This window comes from Micromonospora tulbaghiae (assembly GCF_900091605.1).
GTDB classification, from domain to species: Bacteria; Actinomycetota; Actinomycetes; order Mycobacteriales; family Micromonosporaceae; genus Micromonospora; species Micromonospora tulbaghiae.
In genome coordinates, this window is record NZ_FMCQ01000006.1 from 145,158 (window position 1) to 166,804 (window position 21,647).

General features: G+C 73.5%; 18 protein-coding genes. 5 read left to right on the forward strand and 13 right to left on the reverse strand.

Annotated features, from left to right (window positions below):
• Positions 1–40: 40 nt before the first annotated feature.
• Positions 41–1,378 (forward strand): glycosyltransferase, encoded by a 1,338-nt coding sequence (locus GA0070562_RS18805; protein WP_091423688.1) that lies wholly within the window; start codon positions 41–43, stop codon positions 1,376–1,378.
• A 61-nt stretch (positions 1,379–1,439) separates the two neighbouring features.
• Here GA0070562_RS18805 and GA0070562_RS18810 read toward each other — a convergent pair whose 3' ends face one another.
• From GA0070562_RS18810 to GA0070562_RS18820, 3 genes are read right to left on the reverse strand one after another with little or no spacing between them, the layout of a single operon-like run.
• Positions 1,440–2,660 (reverse strand): glycosyltransferase family 4 protein, encoded by a 1,221-nt coding sequence (locus GA0070562_RS18810; RefSeq protein ID WP_091423691.1) that lies wholly within the window; start codon positions 2,658–2,660, stop codon positions 1,440–1,442.
• A complete protein-coding gene (locus tag GA0070562_RS18815; protein ID WP_091423694.1) occupies positions 2,660–3,868 on the reverse strand; it encodes a glycosyltransferase family 4 protein in 1,209 nt (402 codons plus the stop codon). Before GA0070562_RS18815 ends, GA0070562_RS18810 begins: the two co-directional genes overlap by 1 nt.
• The gene (locus tag GA0070562_RS18820; RefSeq protein ID WP_091423698.1) at positions 3,865–4,995 is read right to left on the reverse strand and encodes a DegT/DnrJ/EryC1/StrS family aminotransferase; all 1,131 of its coding nucleotides are present in this window, start codon (positions 4,993–4,995) and stop codon (positions 3,865–3,867) included. The genes GA0070562_RS18815 and GA0070562_RS18820 overlap by 4 nt, the downstream gene beginning before the upstream one ends.
• A 213-nt stretch (positions 4,996–5,208) precedes the next feature.
• Between GA0070562_RS18820 and GA0070562_RS18825 the strand changes: the two genes are divergently transcribed.
• Complete coding sequence (locus GA0070562_RS18825) at positions 5,209–6,219, forward strand: DUF389 domain-containing protein (RefSeq protein ID WP_091423702.1); 1,011 nt, start codon at positions 5,209–5,211, stop codon at positions 6,217–6,219.
• Here the strand turns inward: GA0070562_RS18825 and GA0070562_RS18830 are convergent.
• Both GA0070562_RS18830 and GA0070562_RS18835 read right to left on the reverse strand, forming a co-directional pair.
• Positions 6,182–6,616 carry a hypothetical protein gene (locus GA0070562_RS18830; protein WP_091423705.1) on the reverse strand — a complete coding sequence of 145 codons (435 nt, stop codon included), beginning with the start codon at positions 6,614–6,616 and terminating at the stop codon, positions 6,182–6,184. The genes GA0070562_RS18825 and GA0070562_RS18830 overlap by 38 nt on opposite strands.
• A 207-nt stretch (positions 6,617–6,823) precedes the next feature.
• Positions 6,824–9,307: a Tex family protein gene (locus GA0070562_RS18835; protein ID WP_091423708.1), complete on the reverse strand. Its 2,484-nt coding sequence runs from the start codon at positions 9,305–9,307 to the stop codon at positions 6,824–6,826.
• Positions 9,308–9,369: 62 nt separating this feature from the next.
• Between GA0070562_RS18835 and GA0070562_RS18840 the strand changes: the two genes are divergently transcribed.
• Positions 9,370–10,881 carry a deoxyguanosinetriphosphate triphosphohydrolase family protein gene (locus GA0070562_RS18840; RefSeq protein WP_091424528.1) on the forward strand — a complete coding sequence of 504 codons (1,512 nt, stop codon included), beginning with the start codon at positions 9,370–9,372 and terminating at the stop codon, positions 10,879–10,881.
• 5 nt (positions 10,882–10,886) lie between these two features.
• On the opposite strand, the gene GA0070562_RS18845 is transcribed toward GA0070562_RS18840, so the two are convergent.
• From GA0070562_RS18845 to GA0070562_RS18875, 7 genes are all read right to left on the reverse strand, one after another.
• Positions 10,887–11,531, reverse strand: coding sequence for a NeuD/PglB/VioB family sugar acetyltransferase (locus tag GA0070562_RS18845; protein ID WP_091423709.1), 645 nt, complete (start codon positions 11,529–11,531; stop codon positions 10,887–10,889).
• Positions 11,528–12,205, reverse strand: coding sequence for a sugar transferase (locus GA0070562_RS18850; RefSeq protein WP_091423712.1), 678 nt, complete (start codon positions 12,203–12,205; stop codon positions 11,528–11,530). The genes GA0070562_RS18845 and GA0070562_RS18850 overlap by 4 nt, the downstream gene beginning before the upstream one ends.
• 109 nt (positions 12,206–12,314) lie before the next feature.
• The gene (locus GA0070562_RS18855; RefSeq protein WP_091423715.1) at positions 12,315–13,460 is read right to left on the reverse strand and encodes an MBL fold metallo-hydrolase; all 1,146 of its coding nucleotides are present in this window, start codon (positions 13,458–13,460) and stop codon (positions 12,315–12,317) included.
• A 124-nt stretch (positions 13,461–13,584) separates the two neighbouring features.
• Positions 13,585–14,529, reverse strand: coding sequence for an SDR family NAD(P)-dependent oxidoreductase (locus GA0070562_RS18860; protein WP_091423719.1), 945 nt, complete (start codon positions 14,527–14,529; stop codon positions 13,585–13,587).
• A complete protein-coding gene (locus GA0070562_RS18865) occupies positions 14,526–15,710 on the reverse strand; it encodes a zinc-dependent alcohol dehydrogenase (protein WP_091423722.1) in 1,185 nt (394 codons plus the stop codon). The genes GA0070562_RS18860 and GA0070562_RS18865 overlap by 4 nt, the downstream gene beginning before the upstream one ends.
• A gap of 74 nt (positions 15,711–15,784) precedes the next feature.
• Positions 15,785–16,360 carry an isoquinoline 1-oxidoreductase gene (locus GA0070562_RS18870; RefSeq protein ID WP_091424531.1) on the reverse strand — a complete coding sequence of 192 codons (576 nt, stop codon included), beginning with the start codon at positions 16,358–16,360 and terminating at the stop codon, positions 15,785–15,787.
• Between the two features lie 65 nt (positions 16,361–16,425).
• Positions 16,426–17,625, reverse strand: coding sequence for an oxygenase MpaB family protein (locus GA0070562_RS18875; RefSeq protein WP_225853077.1), 1,200 nt, complete (start codon positions 17,623–17,625; stop codon positions 16,426–16,428).
• A 179-nt stretch (positions 17,626–17,804) separates the two neighbouring features.
• Between GA0070562_RS18875 and GA0070562_RS18880 the strand changes: the two genes are divergently transcribed.
• Positions 17,805–18,554 carry an SDR family NAD(P)-dependent oxidoreductase gene (locus GA0070562_RS18880; RefSeq protein ID WP_276526482.1) on the forward strand — a complete coding sequence of 250 codons (750 nt, stop codon included), beginning with the start codon at positions 17,805–17,807 and terminating at the stop codon, positions 18,552–18,554.
• A gap of 202 nt (positions 18,555–18,756) precedes the next feature.
• Positions 18,757–20,619, forward strand: coding sequence for an AMP-dependent synthetase/ligase (locus tag GA0070562_RS18885; protein WP_091423729.1), 1,863 nt, complete (start codon positions 18,757–18,759; stop codon positions 20,617–20,619).
• Here GA0070562_RS18885 and GA0070562_RS18890 read toward each other — a convergent pair.
• A complete protein-coding gene (locus GA0070562_RS18890) occupies positions 20,527–21,498 on the reverse strand; it encodes an oxygenase MpaB family protein (RefSeq protein ID WP_091424537.1) in 972 nt (323 codons plus the stop codon). The two genes, GA0070562_RS18885 and GA0070562_RS18890, sit on opposite strands and share 93 nt — an antisense overlap.
• Between the last annotated feature and the right edge of the window lie 149 nt (positions 21,499–21,647).

The following is a 21,647-nucleotide window of genomic DNA, read 5'->3' on the forward strand; positions in this document are numbered from 1 at the left end:
TCCGTCACGTCCTGCACGGAAAGAAATCGTTTATCCCTTCATGAGGAACGCTGATCCGGAGCCGGCACCGCGCCTGCTGATCGTCTCTTATCACTTCCCGCCGGCGGAGACAGTCGGCGCACGGCGGCCCGCGGCCCTCGCGGCGTTCGCGAAGCAGCAGGGGTGGGACGTCCGGGTGTTGACCGCAGTCGGGGCCGACCAGGGCGGCGCGCCCGTCCCGGTGCCCGAGGAGCACCTGATCCGGATCGCGCCGTCGCCGCGGCTCCGCCGGCCCGGCCGGAGTGCGGGAGAGCCGGTGCCGGACGGCGCCACCCCACCGCCGTCCCGGCTCGGGCGGATCCGCTCCAGTGCCGATCGACTCCTGGTCAAGGCCGGCATGGAACTGTTGCTGCCGGATCCACAGCTCAACTGGATCCGGCCACCGGTACAGAACTTCGACCGGGGCGCCGCCGGATGGCGCCCGGACGTCATCCTGGTGTCCGGCCCGCCCTTCTCCGGATTCGTCGTGGCCGCCGCACTCGCCCGGCGGCTCCGGGTGCCATGGGTCGCTGACTACCGGGACCTGTGGTCCGTCGGCAACGAGTACTGGGTGCGCTCCGCACTGCGTCGAGCGGTCGACAAGAGGCTGGAGCGGCGCGTGCTGCGGACCGTGGCGGCGTGCGTGACGGTCTCGGAGCCGCTGGCCGAGACGATCCACCGCACCTTCGGGGTGCAGACGCACGTGGTGATGAACGGCATCGACCGCCGGCCCGTACCGATGGAGTCCTTCGCGACCTCGGTCGGCGTCGAGGCGTCGGCTACCACACTGACGCTCGCACACACCGGCTACATCTATCCGGGAAAGCGTGATCCGAGCCCGCTGATCGACGCGATCGCCCTGCTCGGAGCGGACGCAGCGAAGGTGCACCTGATCTTCGCGGGGGAGGACCACGGCATCACCCGCGCCGCCGCCGAACGGGCCGGCGTGACCGACTCCGTCACCCTTCTCGGCCAGGTCTCGCCGGAGAAGTCGTGGCGGATCCAGGCGGACGCGGACGCGCTCGTCCTGCTCATGTGGAACGATCCGCGAGACGCCGGCACGGTGACCGGCAAGATCTTCGACTACCTCCAGGCCCGCCGCCCCGTCCTCCTGCTCGGTTACGAGCACGGCGTGGCCGCACGCCTGCTGCGCGAACGGAGCGCGGGGGTCGTGGCGAACGACCCGGCCGCGATCGCAGCCCGGTTGCGGGAGTGGCTCGCCGTGAAGGAACGTACCGGACGGGTGCCGGCAGTCCCGGCCGCTGCGCTCGACGGGCTGTTCCGCGAGGATCAGCTCGGCCGCTACCTCGACATCCTCCGGGACGCCGCGCGAGGGGGCGTCCAGCGTCCCGTCACCTGAACGGTCCCGACCGGAGGGCGCCCGCAGCGGTTGATGCGTGTGCCGTCCGGTGCGCGGGATGTCAGCGTGCGGACGGAAGGGAAACCGGTGCTCTGCGGCCCACCCGGCCGGCGGCGGTCTCGGCGACGGCCCGGTAGAACGACGCCCGGCGGGCGTCGAGCGTCTCGGCGGAGAAGTCACGGGACCGGCGGAGGTTGCGGGCCGAGGCAGCCGCGAGCCGGTCCGGGTCGGCCAGTATCGCGGTCACTGTGGAGGCGAGCGCGGCCGGGTCGTCGGGCGGCACCAGGCAGTCCGGTTCGAGCAGCTCCGGAATGCCGCCGGCGGTCGAACCGACCGCCGGCAGTGCCCTGGCCATCGCCTCGATGAGCGCCCGGGGCAGGCCCTCGGTACGCGACGGCATCACGAACAGGTCCGCCGAGTCCAGTTGGCGGCGGACCGCGTCGGCGTCGGGTAGCGGGCCGGTGAAGCTCACCCGGTCGGCCACTCCCGATCGGGCGGCCAACTGCTCCAGATGGGGACGGTAGGCGCCCACGCCGACATGCACGAGCCGGGCCCGGGGCCCGTCGGCGGGCATCAGCGCCAGCGCGGAGATGAGCGTGTCGACTCCCTTGTAGAGCTGTTCGAGCGAGCCGACCGACACCAGTGTCGCTACTGGCGGAAGCTGCCGGACCGGCCGGGCCTGCGGCACGAACGCCGCCGGTGGCAGGTCGACGCTGGAGATGCCGGCCGTGGGCGTGGTCGGCAACGCGGGGTAGCGGAGTTGCAGGCGCCGTTCCGTCTCGTACGCCACGGCGGCGGCCTCGCGGCACTGCCGGCGCAGCGTCCGGGTGGACAGCGTGCGCAGCAGCGGCCGCAGCGGATGCCGGACCACCCCCGGGGCGAGCACGTCGTACGGATCCCCGATCACTTCGAGCGCGTACGGGAGGCGGGCCCGGTCGCGTGCCCGAGCCAGCAGTGAGCCGATCGGCGAGGGCACCCGGAGCACCACGGCGTCCCGGGATTCCGCCGCGGCGGACACCGCTGCGGCGATCGCCCGCCGTCCCAGCAGGTAACCCCGAGGCCCGACGTAGTACGGCAACGCCCAGACGTCGACGCCGTCCCCGTCGACCCGGGCCGCGGCCGCCGGTCGCTGCGCGACGTCCCGCACCCGGGCGGCGACGCGTACGTTGTCGAAGGCGACCAGGTACCGTCGCCAGATCGCGTTGTCCGGGCCTGCTTCGACCCAGACCGCGCCGTCCGGAGTCCGGCTGAAGCGCGACTCCGATGTCACCACGACCCGCATCAGGCTCTCCCGCCGGTCCGGCAGGCGGCCTCCACCACGTCGGCGACATCGCCGGCGGCAAGCGTGTTGTCGAAGTGCCGCAGCGCGAACCGCTGGGCCCGCTCACCCCGCAGCCGGAGCCGGCCGTCGGTGAACTCGTCGTAGGCCTGCCGCAGTCCGGCGACCAGCGCCGCCACGTCGTTGCGTGGCACCACCCAGCCGGTCGTCTCGTCGACGGTCTCGGGCAGACCGCCGGCGTCGCTGACGATGCTGGGCACCCCGGTGGCGCCCGCCTCACAGGCGGCGCCGTGTCCCTCGGACAGGGAGGGACTGACGCTCACGTCGGCGGCGCGGTAGCAGTCGCGCACGTCCGACACCGACGTCAGCCATGTCACGCTCGGGTCGCGATCGACCTCGAAGCGCTGGATCAACTCGCGCCGGTGCGCCTCTCCGGCCGCCGAGAAACCGGCGCCCACCAGGAGCAGCCGGGCGTCCGGGTGGTCGGCGCGGAACTCCCGCCAGGCCGCCAGCAGCACGTCGTGACCCTTGATGCCGCGGCCCTGGTGAACCAGCCTCCGGGGCGGATAGACGTAGGCGACCATGATGGCGACGAACGCGTCCTCCTCGATGCCGAGTTCGGCGCGCGCCTTGGCCCGCACCTCCCGCCGGTCGGCTGAGCCGGCCAGGTCGGCGAAGTGCGCGGTCCGGGCGCCGTAGGTGACGACCGGTCGCCGGGGCGCGGGACACCCGAGCGCGCCGTAGAGGCCCGAGGTGTGGCCGGTGCCGCAGATGGTGACGTCGTCGAGCCGCCACAACACCCGCTCGACGATTTTGATCAGCGGAGACTCCAGGTACAGCGGCCCGGCCACCATGTGCACCCGGCGCAGCGGCAGGCGCAGGCTCGCGAAGCGGGCGGCGAGCGCGGACGCGTAGAGGTGGTACTTCAGCACGTCCGGACGGAGCCGGCTGATCAGGCGGCGGAGCCGCCACAGGTCCCGCAGCGTCGACGGGCGCGGCCGGAAGCGGAAGTCGAACGGCGAGTCGTGCACCTCGACACCTCGCCGCCGCAGCTCCTCGGTCAGTCGCCCGGTCCGACGCGGCAGGACCGCCACCACCTCGTGGCCACGGCGGCGGAGTTCCTCCACCTGCGGGACGATCCAGAGTCCGCCCTGGTCGGTCTTCAGCAGGACGACGACCCGCAGTGGGCGCATGTCCGCGCCGGCCGTCACCGGGCGTCCAGGAACTGCTCGACCGCGCCGACGACCCGCGCCAGGCGGTCGTCGTCCAGGGCGGAGCCGCTGGGCAGGGTGAGCCCTTGGGCGAACAGGCGGTCCGAGGCGCCCGTCACGACCGCCCGGCACCCGGCGAACACCGGCTGGCGGTGCATCGGCTTCCACACGTGCCGGGTCTCGATGTCCCGCGCGGCCAGGTGCGCCCCGAGTTCCGCAGCCGACCACCCGGTCCGCTCGGGGTCGACCACGATGCTGGTCAGCCAGCAGTTCGAGCCCTCGTCCCCGTCGCCGAGCAGACGTACCCCGGGCACGCCGGAGAACAGCTTGGCGTAGCGCTCGCGCAGCAGCCGGCGGCGGCGCATCATCCCGTCCAGCCGGTGCAGCTGCGCCCGGCCCAGGGCCGCGAGCAGGTTGCTGAGCCGGTAGTTGTAGCCCACGTCGACGTGCTCGTAGTGCGGCACGGGCTCGCGCGCCTGAGTGGCCAGGTGCCGGCAGCGGGCGAGCAACGCCTCGTCGTCGGAGAGCAGCATCCCTCCGCCGGACGTGGTGATGATCTTGTTGCCGTTGAACGACAGCGCGTTCAGCCGTCCAAAGGTGGCGGCCGGACGTCCGCGGTAGGTGGCACCCAGCGCCTGCGCGGCGTCCTCGACCACCGGCACGCCCGCCGCCTCGCACACCGGCAGCAGCTCGTCGTAGTCGGCGCAGGCGCCGAACATGTCCGCGACCAGGACCGCAGCGACCTTCTCGCCGGCCCGGGTCAGCATGTCGAGCATCTCGGCGAGCGCGCTCACGTCCATGTTCCCGGTCGCCGGGTCGCAGTCGACGAAGACCGGCTCGGCACCGGTGTAGACAGCGGCGTTGGCGGTGGCCGCGAACGTCATCGTCGGTGCCACCACCACGCTTCCCGGCCCGGCCCCCAGGACGAGGAGGGCGAGGTGCAGCGCGGACGTGCCGGAGTTGAGGGCCAGCGCGTGCGTCGCCCCGACACGTTCCGCCACCTCCCGCTCGAACGCCTCCACCTCGGGCCCGAGCGGCGCCACCCAGCCCGAGCGGATCGCGCGGAGCACGTAGGACTCCTCCAGGGGCCCGACATCGGGCGGGGACAGGTAGATCCGGCCGGTCATCGAGCCTCCGTCCCCGCAGTGGGATCACGGTCGTGGCAGCGAAGGGTCACGGACGGTAAAACGGTCGACCAGTCGAGGAGTGATGGCGTACGCCGGGTTCATGCCGAAAAGCACACGATCGTGCCGCGCGGCGGCGTCGGGTCGCAACACGTGCCCCTGGTACCGAGTAGAGTTCGGCGGCCCTGCCAGGAATCGACGATCCAGGAGCCCCGAGTGCTGCACCTGAGGGTGATCGCGCCGAGCGACCAGTCGTCAGCGGTCGTGGAATTGCTGGCCGCCGATCCCGGCGTCACCCACCTCGTGGTGCTGCCCGGCGCCGCCCGCCAGCCCGCCGGTGACTACATCACCTGCGACGTCGTCCGGGAGAGCGCCGACGGTGTGCTGAGCCGGCTCCAGGAACTCGGCGTCGAGGCGCACGGCGCGATCGCCGCCGACGACGTGGAGCTGACCCTGTCCGAGGCGGCCGACCGGGCCGCCGAGGAGGCGCCCGGGCACGGCGAGGACGCCGTGGTCTGGGACGAGATCGCCGCGAAGACCGGCGAGCAGACGGTGCTCACCGGCACGTTCCTCGCCCTGATCGTGGTCGCCACCATGATCGCCGGAATCGGCGTGCTGCTCGACCAGCCCATCCTGATCGTCGGCGCGATGGTGGTCGGCCCCGAGTTCGGGCCGCTCGCCGCGCTCTGCGTGGCGCTGCTACGGCGGCAGCCGCGCGTGGTCGGCCGCTCGGTGCAGGCGCTGACCGTCGGCTTCGTCGTCGCCATGGCGGCCACGGTGCTGAGCACCTGGGCGCTCACCGCGGCCGGCCTGGTCGGCCGGGACATGCTGCTGGCGGAACGGCCGATGACCGACTTCATCTGGCGCCCGGACGCATTGTCATGGGTGGTGGGCCTGCTCGCAGGCGTTGCCGGCATGTTGTCGCTGACCTCGAAGAAGTCCGGGTCGCTCGTGGGCGTGCTGATCTCGGTGACCACCGTGCCGGCGGCGGCAAACGTGGCTGTCGCGTCCGCGTACGGCGTGTGGCACGAGGCGGCCGGCTCCGCCCTCCAACTGGTGATCAACTTGGCCGCTATCGTGCTCGCCGGGCTACTCACGCTGGTGGTCCAGTTGTGCTGGTGGCGGCACGTCGCCCGGCGGGCCGCGCACGCCGTGCCGCGGCAGCGGGCCGATCAGCGACCCGGCCCGGTCAGCGCCAGTCGTCGCCCGCGTCGAGACGGCGGCTGAGCAGCGCCGCCAGCGGCACCGACTCGCCGTCGCGACCGCCCCGGCCGACCACGAGCGGCGGCGCGCTGGGCCGCGGGTCGGCCCCGAGCAGCCGTGCTCGCAGACCCGGCGGCACGGTGAGCAGGTAGAAGCGCCCCTCGGTATCCACCGCGCGGCTATGCGCCCGGTCCACGTACCAGCCGGTGATCCGCGTACGGTAGCGCCCGCGCCCGTTATGGCCGGTAGCGGTCAGCCGGTCCGCACGCAGCCCTCGCCGCAGCGCCTCGGCGGCGAACCGGGCCACGAGATCCGCGGCCTCCGCCTGCTCCGCCGCGCGTTCCCGGTCAGCGGCCTCCGCGTGCGCCCGCACCGCGTCGCGTCGCCGCTCCCGCCACCGCTCGTCCTCCTCGGCCCCCACGACGGCGAGGGTACGCGGAACCCGGGCTGCCCGGCGACGACGGCGGCCTCCGGGCCGGCGCGGACCGAGACACCCCTGGCCGCTCCCTCGCGCCAGCCGTCCCGCCCTGCCGCGTGTCAGCTTCGCGAACCGGCGCGTCACGGTTGCCGAAGGGCACTGCCGGGCTGAGTCGTTCGTGACCTCAGCCCGGCAGGGCAGCCGAACGTGTCAGGCCAGCCCGGCGCGGCGCAGCGCCTCCGCCATGGCGTCGTTGACCGGAGCGGGACCGCCGCCACCGCGGCCCGACCGCTGCTGCTGGGCGCCGCGCGCCGCGCCGCCCTTCCCGCCGCCGGAGCCGCCGCGCTGACCGCCGCCGCGTTGCCCGCCCTGCTGGCCGCCGCGCCCCTGGTCGCCGGCCCGCGGCCCGCCGCCCTGACCGCCCCGGTCCCGGCGGCCGTCGCCGCCCGCCGGGCGTCCGCCACCGGCCGGCGCCTCGTCGTCGAGCCGCAGCGTCAGCGAGATCCGCTTGCGCGGCACGTCCACGTCCAGCACCCGCACCTTGACCACGTCGCCGGACTTCACCACGTCGCGCGGGTCCTTGACGAAGGTGTGCGACATGGCCGAGACGTGCACCAGGCCGTCCTGGTGCACGCCCACGTCGACGAACGCGCCGAACGCGGCCACGTTCGTCACCACGCCCTCCAGCACCATGCCCGGCGTCAGGTCGCTGATCTTCTCCACGCCCTCGACGAACGTCGCCGTGCGGAACTCCGGGCGCGGGTCGCGGCCGGGCTTCTCCAGTTCGGCCAGGATGTCGGTGACGGTGGGCAGGCCGAACGTGTCGTCGACGAAGTCGGTCGCGCGCAGGCCGCGCAGGATGGCCGACCTGCCGATCAGCGCGCGCAGATCCTGCCCGGTGGTGGCGAGGATGCGGCGCACCACCGGGTACGCCTCGGGGTGCACGCTGGAGGAGTCGAGCGGGTCGTCGCCGCCGGGGATGCGCAGGAAGCCGGCGCACTGCTCGAACGCCTTCGGCCCGAGCCGCGGCACCTTCTTCAGCTCGGTCCGGGTGCGGAACGGCCCGTTGGCGTCGCGGTGCAGCACGATGTTCTCGGCCAGCCCGGCGCCGATGCCGGAGACCCGGGTGAGCAGCGGCGCGGAGGCGGTGTTGACGTCCACGCCGACCGCGTTGACGCAGTCCTCGACCACCGCGTCGAGCGAGCGGGACAGCTTCACCTCGGACAGGTCGTGCTGGTACTGCCCGACGCCGATCGACCGCGGGTCGATCTTCACCAGCTCGGCCAGCGGGTCCTGGAGGCGGCGGGCGATCGACACCGCGCCGCGCAGCGACACGTCCAGACCGGGGAGCTCCTGGGAGGCGTACGCGGACGCGGAGTAGACCGACGCGCCGGCCTCGGAGACCACCACCTTGGTCAGCTTCAGCTCCGGGTGCCGCTTGATCAGGTCACCGGCCAGCTTGTCGGTCTCCCGGCTGGCGGTGCCGTTGCCGATCGCGACCAGCTCGACGCCGTGCGCGGCGGCGAGCGTGGCGAGCGTGTGCAGCGAGGCGTCCCACTGCCGGCGCGGCTCGTGCGGGTAGATCGTGTCGGTGGCGACCACCTTGCCGGTGGCGTCGACCACCGCCACCTTCACGCCGGTGCGCAGGCCCGGGTCGAGGCCCATCGTCACCCGCGCGCCCGCCGGGGCGGCCAGCAGCAGGTCACGCAGGTTGGTGGCGAAGACCCGCACGGCCTCCTCCTCGGCCGCCTGCCACAGCCGCATCCGCAGGTCCGCGCCCAGGTGGATCAGGATCCGGGTACGCCAGGCCCAGCGCACCGTGTCGGCCAGCCACCGGTCGCCGGGCCGCCCCTGGTCGCTGATGCCGAACCGGCCGGCGACGGCCGCCTCGTAGCGGCTGGGCCCGGGGGTCGCGTCGGCGTCCCCGTCGGCCTCCGGGTCCATGGTCAGCTCCAGCACGCCCTCCTTCTCGCCGCGGAACATGGCGAGGATGCGGTGCGAGGGCAGCTTCGGGTACGGCTCGGCGAAGTCGAAGTAGTCGGCGAACTTCGCACCGGCGGTCTCCTGGCCGTCGCGTACCCGGGAGACCAGCCGGCCCCGCGACCACATCTGCTCGCGCAGCGTGCCGATCAGGTCGGCGTCCTCGGCGAAACGCTCGATCAGGATGGCCCGCGCCCCGTCCAGGGCGGCAGCGGCGTCCGCGACGCCCCTGTCCGGGTCGGCGAACCCGGCGGCGACCGTCTTCGGGTCCTGGGCCGGATCGGCCAGGAGCGTGTCCGCGAGCGGCTCCAGCCCGGCCTCGCGGGCGATCTGCGCGCGGGTACGCCGCTTCGGCTTGTAGGGCAGGTAGATGTCCTCCAGGCGGGACTTCGAGTCGGCGGCGAGGATCTGCGCCTCCAGCGCCTCGTCCAGCCTGCCCTGGCTCCGGATCGACTCCAGCACCGCCGCGCGCCGCTCGTCCAGCTCGCGCAGGTAGCGCAGCCGCTCCTCCAGCGTGCGCAGCTGCGCGTCGTCGAGCAGGCCGGTGGCCTCCTTGCGGTAGCGGGCGATGAACGGCACTGTGGCGCCGCCGTCGAGCAGCTCGACTGCCGCCCGCACCTGCCGTTCGGCGACGCCGAGTTCCTCGGCGATCCGCTGGTGCACAGACTGGGTCACGATTGTCATCCGCCTTCTCGGGTGGTTTCCGCCCTGCATTGTGCCGTTCGCCTCCGACCGCCTGTGCCCGGCCCGCCGCCGGCTGCGCTAGCGTGGCGATCATGGAGGCACCTGCGGATCCGCGGGCCCGGCGGCTGTTCGGCGGCAGCGCCCGGGCGCTCGGCGACCTGGCCGCCGGCCCGTTCCGGGCCGACCGGGACCGGATCGTCGGCTCGCCGTTCTTCACCCGGCTGAACGGCGTCACCCAGGTGATCAGCCCGGGCGGGTCCGGGCTGCTCGTGCACAACCGGCTCACCCACAGCCTGAAGGTGGCCCAGGTGGCCCGGGCGATAGCCGAGCGGTTGACCGCCGACCCGGCGCACCGGGACCTGCTGGAGAAGCTCGGTGGCTGCGACCCGGACGTGGTGGAGGCCGCCGCGCTCGCGCACGACCTCGGGCACCCGCCGTTCGGGCACCTGGGGGAGCGCGTGCTCGACCGGCTGGCCCGGCAGCGCCTCGGGCTGCCCGACGGCTTCGAGGGCAACGCCCAGTCGTACCGGATCGTCACCAGCACCGAGATCCGCGGCGCGGCGACCACCGGGCTGGACCTGACCGCCGCGGTCCGCGCCGCCATGCTGAAGTACCCGTGGACCCGGCTGGACCATCCCGACCCGCATCCCCGGCACCTCGACCCGGCGCCGCGCGGCGCCGCGGCGCCGCCGGAGGAGCCGGACAGCGGGTCGGTGAAGTTCGGCGCGTACCGCACCGAGCTGGACGACCTGCGGCAGGCTCGGGAGCCGTTCGCCGGGCGGATCCCGGACTGGCAGCAGACGCCCGAGGCGTCGGTGATGGACACCGCCGACGACATCGCGTACGCCATCCACGACGTGGAGGACTTCTACCGCGTCGGGGTGCTCCAGCAGGGCGCGGTGGCGGCCGAGTTGACTGCCTGGCAGCGTGAGTGCGGGCACCTGCGGTCGATCACCGCGTCGGCGCTGGAGACGGCGGGCCGGCGGCCGGGGGTGGCGATCGAGCGGCTGCGCCGGCAACTGCACCGCAAGGACGGCTGGATCGCCGACGACGAGGCGTTCGCCGCCGCTGTCGAGCACGTCCGCGAGGAGCTGGTGGAGGGGCTGCTGGCGCTGCCGTTCGACGGCTCGATCGAGGCGGAGCAGTACGTGGCCCGGTTCTCCGCCCGCTGGTCCACCCGCTTCGTGGACGCCATCACCGTGACCCCGGAACCGGACGTCCGCTCCGGGTACGTGCTGCTGGCCAAGGCGCAGTGGCACGAGGTGCAGGTGCTCAAGTTCGTCCACCACCGGTTCGTGCTGGCCCGCCCGGACCTGGCGTTGCACCAGCGCGGTCAGGCCCGGCTGCTCGACACGCTCGTGGAGGCGCTCTGGGAGTGGCTGCTGGACCCGGACGAGGAGTCCCGGCTGCCGCGCCGGCTGCACGACCTGGTGGAGCTGGCCGAGGCGGAGCTGCACCCGCGTACCCCGGACCGGATCGGCCGGGCCCGGGGCCGGGCGATCATCGACTTCGTCGCGCAGCTCACCGACGGTCAGGCGGTGGCGATGCTCGACGCGTTGTCGGGCCGCTCCGGCGCGCTGTGGACCGACGCCTTCGTACTCTGAGGACCTCAGCGGGCCGGCACGCCCTTGACCACGATCTCCGGTGGTACGTCACGCACCACGCACGCCCCGGCGCCGACCGTCGCGCCGGCGCCCACCCGCAGGCCCGGGAGCACGACGGCGCCCGCCCCGATCAGCGCTGCGGTGTCGAGGCGGCAGTCACCGGACACCGCAGCGAGCGGATGCAGGGAGACGTAGTCGCCGACCACGCAGTCGTGCGCGAGAGTGGCGTTCTGGTTGACGTGCAGATGCCGCCCGACTGTCACGTTCGTGGTGATCCGGCCACCGGCGAACACCACGAGACCCTCGGCCGACACCACGTCCGGGCCGACTGTGGCGTCCGGGTGGACGAGACTCGCCGCCGGCCTGCCGTACGTGTCGACCCGCGCGCCCACCTTCCGCCGGACGCGTGGGTCGCCCAGACCGAGGACGACGTGGGTCTCCGGCGGCAGCTGCCCGAGCGCCGCCACGGTCCCCAGGTAGGGGGCGCCGCACGACTCGGCGCGTTTGCGGTTCCGCTCGGACGGGTTGTCGTCCACGAAGCCGACCAGTCGCCACGGTGGCCGCGCGGCCGACTCGTTCACCGCCGCCACGATCTGGGCGATCTCCCGGCCGTGGCCGCCGCACCCGACGACGACCAGGTCGAGGCTCACCGGGATCCGCTTCCCGCAGTCGCCGGCACCGCCTCCTCCTTGGCGGTGCCACGGAACTCGTGGGCCGTGGCGGCGCCGGGCGCGCTGATGCCCTGCCGGCGCAGGACTGCCACCGCGGTCCGGGCCAGGATGCGGGCGTCCAGGCGGAGGCTCCAGCGCTCCACGTAGTACAGGTCGTAGGCGAAACGCTCCGCCCAACCCAGCTCGTTGCGGCCGTTCACCTGCGCGAGCCCGGTCAGGCCGGGCCGGACGTCGTGCCGGCGGAACTCGTCCGGTGTGTAGAGGTCGCGGTAGCTGGTCGGGAACGGACGCGGACCCACGAGGCTCATGTCGCCGCGCAGGATGTTCCACAGGCTGGGCAGTTCGTCCAGGCTGGTCGCCCGCAGCCACCGCCCCAGGGGCGTCAGTCGCGCCTGGTCGTCGCCGGGGGAGAAGGCGTCACCGCCGTCCGCCATGGACCGGAACTTCAGGATGGTGAACTCCCGGCCGTGCCGGCCGATCCGGTGTTGACGGAAGAGGACCGGGCGGCCCATGCCGAGCAGCACCGCGACCGCGACCACGACCAGAATCGGCGCCGCCACCAGCAGGGCCGTGGCCGAGACGGCGACGTCGACGCCCCGCTTGACGGCCGAGGCGACGCTCGCCTGCGAGGTGGGTGTGTAGGGATCTTCCACGCCTGGGGAGAGGCGAACCTGCATGCTGTCCTCCGGCCGCTGACTCGTCAGCGAACAGAGTACGCAAATATGCGCAGAAGGATGTCTTGTCCGACTTTTTCGGCGTGGCTCAGGCGACCGACTGCCACCACCCGTCCACCGCCGGCGGCTCGTCCACCACCACCCGCTCGCCCGGACGCGGCACCGCGAGCCGGACGTCCCGCGCCTTCGCCTCGGCCCACAGCCGGTCCACCGGCTCGGACCAGTCGTGCAGCGCCAGGTTGAACGTGCCCCAGTGCACCGGCACCAGCAGTCCGCCCCGGACGTCGAGGTGCGCGGCCACCGCCTCCTCCGGGAACATGTGGATGTGCGGCCACGCCCGGTCGTACGCGCCGATCTGCATGAGCGTCACGTCGAACGGGCCGTGTTCGGCGCCGATCTCGGCGTACCCGTCGAAGTAGCCGGAGTCGCCGGTGTAGAAGACCTTTCGGTGCGCCCCGGTGATGGTCCAGGAACTCCAGAGCGTGCCGTCGCGGCGCAGCCCGCGCCCGGAGAAGTGCTGCGCGGCGGTGGCGGTGAGCGTCAGCCCGCCGGCCCGGTGGCTCTCCGACCAGTCCAGTTCGACGATGCGGTGCTCGGGTACGCCCCAGCGGGCAAGGTGGGCGCCGACGCCGAGCGGCACCACGAACGGCGCGGACTGGAGATCGGCCAGCGTGCGGACGGTCTCCATGTCCAGGTGGTCGTAGTGGTCGTGCGAGATCAGCACCGCGTCCAGCGGGGGCAGGTCGGCCAGGCGGACCGGCGGCTCGTGGATGCGCCGCGGGCCGACCAGCCCGGACGGGGAGCACCTGTCGCTCCACACCGGGTCGAGCAGCACCCGGCGCCCCTCGATCTCGACGAGCGTGGAGGCGTGGCCGTACCAGATGACGTTCAGCTCGCGGGCCGGGTCGCCGGCCGGCGCGGCGCCGGGGCGCAGCAGCGGCACCGGGCTGCCCGGCCGCCGCTTCTGCTTGCCGAAGATCAGCTCCCGGACGAGGTTGCGGCCCGGGTCGGCGACCATCGTGGCGCTGGCGCCGGCCGGGTTGTGGAACGTGCCGTCGTGGAAGCGCGGTGACCGGGCCGCCCGGTCCGCCCGGGCGCCGGTGAGCCGGCCGCCCAGCTGGGCGGGCACGTCCCGCGCCACCCAGGCCAGGCCGGCGACGGCGGCCAGCCCGGCGAGCTTCCACACCCGCCCGCCGCGCGTCCGGTCCGGTTCCCGCCCCGTTGGTTGCCGCATGCTCGTCCCTCCGCCGTGTCCCGTCGTACACGGTAACCACCCTCGTCGCGGTCCGCCCGCGCGACAGCCCACCCGCACGAGGGTCCGCCCGCGTGACAGCCCACCGGACGGTCCGCGGCGGCGGTCAGGGCAGCCGGCGGCGTACCGCGGACGCCACGGTCGCCGCGCGCCCGCCGACGGCACGGACGACCTGGGACGCGTCGGGCACCCATCCGCCCCGGACCGCCTCGCCGGCCGGGTTGGGCGTGAACACGATGCCCTGGTGCGCGGCGACCGGCTGCCGGGTCAGTCCGGCCAGGCGCATCAGCGGCCCGACCAGCACGTCGTACACGCCGGGCAGGACGGTGAAGCCGAAGCGCATGATCACGTTGAGCCGTCCCACCGAAACCTCCCGGCGTGGCCGGTCGAGGCAGTGCGCGATGGCCCGTGCCACCCGCTCGGGGGAGGCGATCGGGGGCGGTGGCCGGCCGATCCGGCCCAGGTAGTTGGCCGCCTGCCGGTAGACGGGCGTGTCGACGCTGCCCGGGTTGACCAGGCAGATCGCGATGCCGGGCGTCTCCCGCGCCTCCTGCTGGAGCGTGCGGGCGAGTCCCTGCAGGCCCCACTTGGCGGCCACGTATCCGCTCATGTAGGGCGCGGTGATGTGCCCGAGCACCGAGCCGGTGAGCACGAGCGTGCCGCCGCCGGCGTCCCGGAACCGGCGTAGCGCCTCCCGGGCGACCGCGGCGGCGGCCAGCAGGTCGGTGCGGACGACCTGCTCGAACACCTCGGCCGGGGTCTCGTCGAAGCGGCCGTAGGCCATCACCGCGGCGGTGTGCACCCAGGCGTCGACGCGGCCGTACTCGGCCCGCGCCGCGTCGGCCAGCGCGGCCACCGCGCCGGGCTCGGTCACGTCCATCGGTACGGCGATCGCCGTCGCGCCCGCCGCCCGGCACTCGTCGCGTACCTCGTCGAGCGTGGCGGGGGAGCGGGCCGCGAGGACCAGCCGGTCCCCGCGGCCCGCCAGCTCCCGGGCGGTCGCCCGGCCGATCCCGCTGGTCGCGCCGGTCACGACCACCGTCCGGGTCACGGTGCGAGCACGACCTTGACGCAGCCGTCCTCCTTCTTCTGGAACATCTCGTACGCGCGCGGCGCGTCGGTCAGCGGCAGCCGGTGGGTCCGCAGGTCCTCCACGCCCAGCGGGTCGTCGTCGCGCTCCAGCAGCGGGATGATCTCGTCGACCCAGCGCCGCACGTGGCACTGGCCCATGCGCAGCTGGATGCCCCGGTCGAACATCTCCATCAGCGGCATCGGGTCCTGCTCGCCGCCGTAAACGCCGGAGATCGACACGGTGCCGCCGCGCCGCACGGCCTTGAGCGCGGCGTGCAGCACCACGAGCCGGTCCACGCCGGCCTTGTCGGTCATCGCCTGGGCCAGCTTGTCCGGCAGCAGCCCGGCGGCGGTCTGGGCCATCTTGCCCAGCGGCGCGCCGTGCGCCTCCATGCCGACCGCGTCGATCACCGCGTCCGGGCCGCGCCCGTCGACCAGGTCGATGAGCGTGCCGGGCACGTCGTCGAGCTGGCTGACGTCGAGCACCTCGATGCCGTGGCGGCGGGCCATCTCCAGCCGCTCGGGCACCAGGTCCAGCCCGATCACGCGGCCGGCGCCCAGGTGGCGGCCGATCCGGGCGCTGAACTGCCCGACCGGGCCGAGCCCGAACACGGCGAGCGTGCCGCCGGGCGGGGTGTCCGCGTACTTGACCGCCTGCCAGGCCGTGGGCAGGATGTCGGACAGGTAGAGCCAGCGCTCGTCCGGGCCGCTGTCCGGGATCGTGATCGGCCCGAACTGGGCCTGCGGGACGCGCAGGTACTCCGCCTGGCCGCCGGGGATCGAGCCGTACAGCGAGGTGTAGCCGAACAGGGACGCGCCCTTGCCCTGGCTGGTCACCTGCGTGGTCTCGCACTGCGCGTAGAGCTGCCGCTCGCACATCCAGCACGAGCCGCAGGAGATGTTGAACGGGATGACCACGCGGTCACCCTTCTTGAGCCGGGTCACGCCGGACCCGACCTCCTCGACGATGCCCATCGGCTCGTGCCCGAGGATGTCGCCGGGCTTCAGGTACGGCCCGAGCACCTCGTACAGGTGCAGGTCGGAACCGCAGATGGCGGTCGAGGTGATCCGGACGATCGCGTCGGTCGGCTCCTCGATCCGGGGGTCCGGGACGTCCTCGACGCGAACGTCCCGCTTACCGTGCCAGGTCAGTGCCTTCATGCCTGTCTGTCCCCTCTCCGGTGCCGTCCATCGGACTGCTACCCGGCAGGGGGCCGTTGAATCGGCGGCGGCGGTCACCGTGGCGTGAGGTCGACCGTCACGGCGATGGTGCTGGTGCTGGCCGCGGTGCCGGCGAGGGCGCCGATGTCGAGGCGGCGGCCGGCGCGGTCGGTGACGGCGCCGGCCGCGAGCCGCAGGCCGGCGACGGGCGTGCCGAGCGCCGCCGACGCGGCCTCCAGCAGCCGCCGCCGGGCCACCGCCACGGCGACCCGGACCGGGGTACGGGTTCCGACCGCCGGATGGGGTGCGCCACGCGTCCGGCCCGCTGCCGGCCGTGGCGGTGGCACACGGACGCGCCGGCGCGGCACGGACAGCCCGTCGGCGATCAGTTCGGCGGCCGAGGTGTCGCCGTCGTACCGGTCCGGCGGCAGCGTGAACGACACGGTCCCGTCCGGGCCGACCTCGACGGAGATGAGCGCCGCCCCGGGCAGGGCCGCGGCCGTCATGATCTGGCCGAGGCCGAGCAGCCCGGCCACGTCCGGCGACGGCGTCCGGGCGGCGGCCGGGTACGCCGCGGTGAGTTCGGCGGCGGCCACGAGGACCGGCGCGGCCAGCACGTAGCCCAGGAACGGGGGGAGGGGCGCGGTCATGGTGCTCACCCGGGCGCTCGTCGCCGCAGCCGGGGACGGGAGGCGCCCCGGCTGCGACGCGGTGGTCAGAACTCGCGGTTGCCGAGCGGGATCTCGATGTTGATGGACTGCCCTTCGGACAGGAACAGCAGGGCGAGCTTGCGGAGGAACTCGTCGAACAGCCAGTAGCACTCCGGTGCGAGCGGGAACGGCAGCAGCGCCTCCCGGACCGCGATGAACGGGCCCCAGCTCGTCCGCAGGAGCGTGTCCCAGAGCAGGTCGCGTGGGATCTCCAGCCAGTTGGCGATCTGGTTGCCGAGCATGAACCGGGTGAACGAGCCGAGGATGGGCTTGCTGAGCAGCCCGGCGTCGATCTCCCTGCCGAGGCCGAGCAGGATGTCGGCGAGCGCGTTGCCTTCGCGGGTGGGCGCCAGGATCGGGTCGAGGACCTCGCTGGCCTGGGAGTTCGCCTCGCTCCACGTGGCCGGGATGTACTCGTCCCTGATGCCGAGCATGTGCGCGGCCACCTGCCACAGGTGCAGGAAGGCGGTCGACTCGGCGGCGGGGATCGGCACCCGCCAGTCGGTCAGCTTCCGCATGACGGTGGTCGGCAGGCTGTGCCAGGTGACCATCAGGTCGCGCTGGCTGATCGGGATGTCCTCGGGTGCGACGTCGGCCCACTCGGGCGACTGCGGCAGGAGGTGACGCACGCCGGCGTGCGCCAGCCGGGTCTTGACGGCGGTCACGATCATCGAGCCGTCGGGCTGGTACGCGTTGGCGGTGCCGATGTCGTACCCGAGCTTGGCGGTCTTGGAGATGCGGTCCTTCATGTCCGCGCCGCCCTTGGAGTAGTAGACGGCGCGCGCCTCCTTCGGGATGACGGTGCTCATCATGCCGCTGGCCAGGCCGTAGAGCACGCCGAGGTAGAGGCCGCGCTTCTCGTTGAAGCGCACGGCGGTGGCCAGCTTGCCCTGGTCGACCCAGGAGGGCAGCACGCGTGCGCGTTCGATGAACTGGCGGACGTCCGCCGGGAGGCCGGACGGCAGCGGCTGGCCGTTCTTCGTCCACGTCCGCAGCAGTTGGTTGACCAGTGGTGCGTCGCCCCGGTCCAGGAGCGAGGCGACGAGCGGGTCGGCCTCCTCGTCCCACACCCAGCGCGGGTCCACGCCCGCCCCGGCGCCGGCCACCGATCCCTTGGGCGACCAGGTCCACGCCGATCGCGCCTGTGCCGGCGCGGCGACGCTCAGCGCGCCGAGCGCGCCCAGTGCTCCGCCGGCCTTCAACATCTTGCGTCTGCTTACCGGTTCCACGTTCACTCCTCGGGGTCGAGGCCGCTGATACGGTGAAACGAATGTTGCGCCCGTGTATCACATGAGAGCACGTGGTAACGGTGTCCACAAGGCTCGCGATGACAACTGTCGATGGATCAAGAAGAGGGGAGCCCGCCGTGGCGGTGGTCGAGGGGATGCTGTCGGGCAGGGTCGCGTGGGTGACCGGAGCCAGCCAGGGCATCGGCGCGGCGATCGCCGAAGGGCTGGCGCGGGCCGGCGCGTCGGTGATCCTCCAGTCGCGGCGCCCGGACGCGCTGGACGAGGTGCGGGACCGGATAGCGGCCGGTGGTGGCACAGCGGCAGTGGTCGCCGGTGACGTCGCCGACGAGTCCGCCGCGGACGCCGTGCTGACCCTCGCGCGGCAGCGCTGGGGGCGGCTGGACGTCCTCGTCAACAACGCCGGCATCAGCCCGGCGCTGCACCGCAGCGAACGGCTGAGCCTGGGGGACTGGCAGCAGGTGATCGACACCAACCTGTCCGGGGTGTTCGTCTGCGCCCGCGCGGCCGGCGCCGTCATGGTCGAGCAGGGCGCGGGCAGCATCGTCAACATGTCCTCCGTGCACGGTCAGGTCGGTTTCCCGCGCCTGGCCGCCTACAGCGCCAGCAAGGGCGGCGTCGAGCAGCTCACCCGCACGCTGGCGCTGGAGTGGGCGGCGGCCGGCGTACGCGTCAACGCGGTCGCGCCCGGCTACCTGGAGACCCCGATGACGGAGGGCCTGCGCGGCCACGAGCAGTGGTCGAGGCGGCTGCGTGACCGCATCCCGATGGGCCGGTTCGGCCGCCCCGAGGAGGTCGTCGGCGCGGTGCTGTTCCTGGCCTCGGACGCCGCGAGCTACGTCACCGGCAGCGTGTTGCACGTGGACGGCGGCTGGACCGCGCAGTGAGCCGCGGACCGCTTGGTTAGTCGGCGTTCGTCACCGCGTCACCGTCGCATGTCGATACAGCGCCAGATCGCGGGCGATCCTTCCCAGAAAGTTAACCCTCGTTTACAGTGCTGCCATCGGCTGCGGAACCCGCGCGGGCACCACGGCGGGGTGCGGCCAGCCCTGCCACCACCAGGCCCGGTTGCGTGTGAAGGAGTAGCCCATGGACCCCGCCGACGTCCTCGCCGAGGACTGCGCCAAGAAAGCCGCCGACCTGACCGTCCCGGCGCTGCTGCACCGCAACGCCACCGAGCACGGCGACCGGCCCGCGCTGACCACGCTCGGCCGCGACGACACCCGCACCTGGGCGCAGCTGCGCGACGAGGTCGCCGAGCTGTCCGCCGGCCTGGCCGAGATCGGCCTGGAGGCCGGGCGGCACATGCTGGTCATGATGTCCAGCCGCGCCGAGCACTGGCTGGTCGACCTCGCCGCGGTCCACCTGGGCGCGGTGCCCTCCACGATCTACCCGACGCTCAGCCCCGAGCAGATGCGCTACCTGGCGCGGCACAGCGCCGCCCAGGTGCTCGTGCTGGAGGGCCCGGCCGAGCTGGAGCGCTGGCGGCCGATCCTGCCCGACCTGCCCGACCTGCTCCGGGTGGTGCTGGTGGACGATCCGGGCGAAGCGTCGACGGAGGCCGTGCCGCTGTCCCGCGTGCGTACCCTCGGCCGCACCGCCCGCGAGGCGGACCCGGACGCCTTCGAGCGGCGCTGGCGCACGATCCGGCCCGAGCAGCCGGTGACGCTGCTCTACACGTCCGGGACGACGGGCGACCCGAAGGGCGTCGTGCTCAGCCACCACAACGTGCTCTACCAGGCGGTGGCGCTGGAGGCGATGGTGTCCGTCCCGGACCACGCGCCGACTGTGGCCTACCTGCCGCTCGCGCACATCGCCGAACGGTTCCTCGGCATCTACAACCCGATCTACCGCGCCGGGCACGTGACCATCTGCCCCGACGCCACGCAGCTCGTCGCGGCGCTGCGCACCGTCGGTCCCGCCTCGTTCTTCGGGGTGCCGCGGGTCTGGGAGAAGATGGCCGCCGGCGTCCAGGCCCACCTGGCCGGCGCCGAGCCCGCGGTCCGCGCCGCCGTCGCCGCCGCGACCGCGGTGACCCTGGAGGCGTACGAGCTGCGCGCGGCCGGGAAGCCGGTGCCGGACGAGCTGGCCGCGCGGGTGGCGCAGGCCCGCGACACCGTGCTGCGACCGTTGCAGTCGACACTGGGCCTGCACAACATGGTCTGGCCCGGCAGCGGCGCCGCCCCGATCCCGGTGGACGTGCTGCGGTTCCTCGCCGGGCTCGGCGTCGACGTGCTGGAGGTGTGGGGTCTGACCGAGACCACCGGCACCGCCACCCTCAACACCCCCGACCGATTCCGCACCGGGACCGTCGGCCGTCCCAACGTGGGCATGGAGGTGCGCCTCGCCGACGACGGCGAGGTTCTCGTCCGGGGTCCGCTCGTGTGCTCCGGCTACCTGCGCGAGGACGGCACCGTCGAGCCGGTCGTCGACGCGGACGGCTGGCTGGCCACCGGCGACGTCGGGACGCTCGACGACGACGGCTTCCTCACCATCACCGACCGCAAGAAGGAACTCATCATCACGTCCAGCGGGAAGAACATCTCGCCGGCGCAGATCGAGAACCTGCTGCGGGCGCACCCGCTCATCGGTCAGGCGGTGGCGATCGGCGACCGGCGGCCGTACGTCACGGCGCTGATCGTGCTGGACGAGGAGGTGGCGCCGCAGTGGGCGCGCACGCACGGCGTCGCCGACCCGCAGCTGCCCGCCCTTGCGTCGGACCCGGTGCTGCTGGCCGAGATCCAGGCCGCCGTGGACGCGGCGAACGCGCGGCTCGCCCGGCCCGAGCAGGTCAAGACGTTCCAGGTGCTGCCGTCGGCGTGGACGCCGGAGTCGGGCGAGCTGACCCCGACGTTGAAGCTACGGCGCCGGGTCGTCGTCGACCGGTACGGCGACCGGATCGACGCCCTCTACCGGCCGGGCGACGCGGTGGCGGAGCCCGTCACGGAGTAGCGCCGGGTCGATGCCGGGCGGGGGTGGCGGCGCGCCGAGGTCGGCGGGCCGGTACCCCCGCGGGTAGCCGGGATAGGTGCGGTTGCGCGGCGCGCGGGTCAGCCGGCTCACCGTCCGCGCGGGCAGCAGCCGAACCACGGCGGCCCGGGCGCGCAGCGCGCCGCCGACCAGCGCGGTCAGCGGCCGTGGCGCGGCCGGGAGCCCGAAGGCGGCCCGCATCTCGGGCGGCAGCAGCGCGCGCACGCCGAGGCGCGCGGCCGGGCGCAGCGGCGCCGGGTACCAGGACGCGAACAGGTCCAGCGTGTACGCCGCGACCCGCTCGTTACTCGGCGTGCGGCGGAACGTCTCGCGCTCGTACGCGTCCTTGAAGGCCCGGAACGCGGCGAAGTCCGCCGGGACGTCCCGGATGCCCATGCGCCCGCCGACGGCGCGGTAGTAGTGGAACGCGGCCAGCCGTTCGTGCTCGTGCAGCGGGCGCCAGCCGTAGCGGTCCAGCCAGTCGATGGGCTCGTAGACGAACGTGGACAGCACGTAGCGCATGTCGTCGTTCGAGATCGCGTACCGCCCGTGCGCCCGGTTGACCACCCGCAGCGCCTCCCGGCCGCGCGGCGAGTCGTACCCGTGCTCCAGCAGTTCGGCCATCAGCAGCGCGGTGTCGTCGTAGCGCTGCTGCGCCCGCAGCCGGAACTCGCCGGTCGCGTCGAGCAGCGCGGAGATGCCCGGCACGCAGAACGTGCGCAGCAGCGCCAGCTCCAGCGCCCGCTGGTAGTCGAAGGGGAACTCGTACCCGGCGGAGAGCCGGTAGATCTCGTGGTGGTCGCGTACCGGGTCGAGCGTCTCGATCCGGCGCAACCAGCGGTACCGCCCGTCACGAGCCATCGCGACCACCTCCACCGTCCACCCTTGCCCATGCAGTCAAGCTCCTCTATGTTAATAGAAAATCACATCCCCGGATAACTCGAAACCTGCTTGTGCGCACCTCACGGGCCGGTGTTCAGGGCGATGTCCGGTCGAAACCGGGAAGTGGT

What these genes read in the sequence shown, in the direction of transcription:
- GA0070562_RS18875 (WP_225853077.1), bottom strand. Translation starts at nt 17,625, where the DNA reads ATGTTGAAGGCCGGCGGAGCACTGGGCGCGCTCGGCGCGCTGAGCGTC.
- GA0070562_RS18885 (WP_091423729.1), top strand. Translation starts at nt 18,757, where the DNA reads ATGGACCCCGCCGACGTCCTCGCCGAGGACTGCGCCAAGAAAGCCGCC.
- GA0070562_RS18810 (WP_091423691.1), bottom strand. Translation starts at nt 2,660, where the DNA reads ATGCGGGTCGTGGTGACATCGGAGTCGCGCTTCAGCCGGACTCCGGAC.
- GA0070562_RS18805 (WP_091423688.1), top strand. Translation starts at nt 41, where the DNA reads ATGAGGAACGCTGATCCGGAGCCGGCACCGCGCCTGCTGATCGTCTCT.
- GA0070562_RS18865 (WP_091423722.1), bottom strand. Translation starts at nt 15,710, where the DNA reads ATGAAGGCACTGACCTGGCACGGTAAGCGGGACGTTCGCGTCGAGGAC.
- GA0070562_RS18835 (WP_091423708.1), bottom strand. Translation starts at nt 9,307, where the DNA reads ATGCAGGGCGGAAACCACCCGAGAAGGCGGATGACAATCGTGACCCAG.
- GA0070562_RS18840 (WP_091424528.1), top strand. Translation starts at nt 9,370, where the DNA reads ATGGAGGCACCTGCGGATCCGCGGGCCCGGCGGCTGTTCGGCGGCAGC.
- GA0070562_RS18890 (WP_091424537.1), bottom strand. Translation starts at nt 21,498, where the DNA reads ATGGCTCGTGACGGGCGGTACCGCTGGTTGCGCCGGATCGAGACGCTC.
- GA0070562_RS18870 (WP_091424531.1), bottom strand. Translation starts at nt 16,360, where the DNA reads ATGACCGCGCCCCTCCCCCCGTTCCTGGGCTACGTGCTGGCCGCGCCG.
- GA0070562_RS18820 (WP_091423698.1), bottom strand. Translation starts at nt 4,995, where the DNA reads ATGACCGGCCGGATCTACCTGTCCCCGCCCGATGTCGGGCCCCTGGAG.
- GA0070562_RS18855 (WP_091423715.1), bottom strand. Translation starts at nt 13,460, where the DNA reads ATGCGGCAACCAACGGGGCGGGAACCGGACCGGACGCGCGGCGGGCGG.
- GA0070562_RS18880 (WP_276526482.1), top strand. Translation starts at nt 17,805, where the DNA reads ATGCTGTCGGGCAGGGTCGCGTGGGTGACCGGAGCCAGCCAGGGCATC.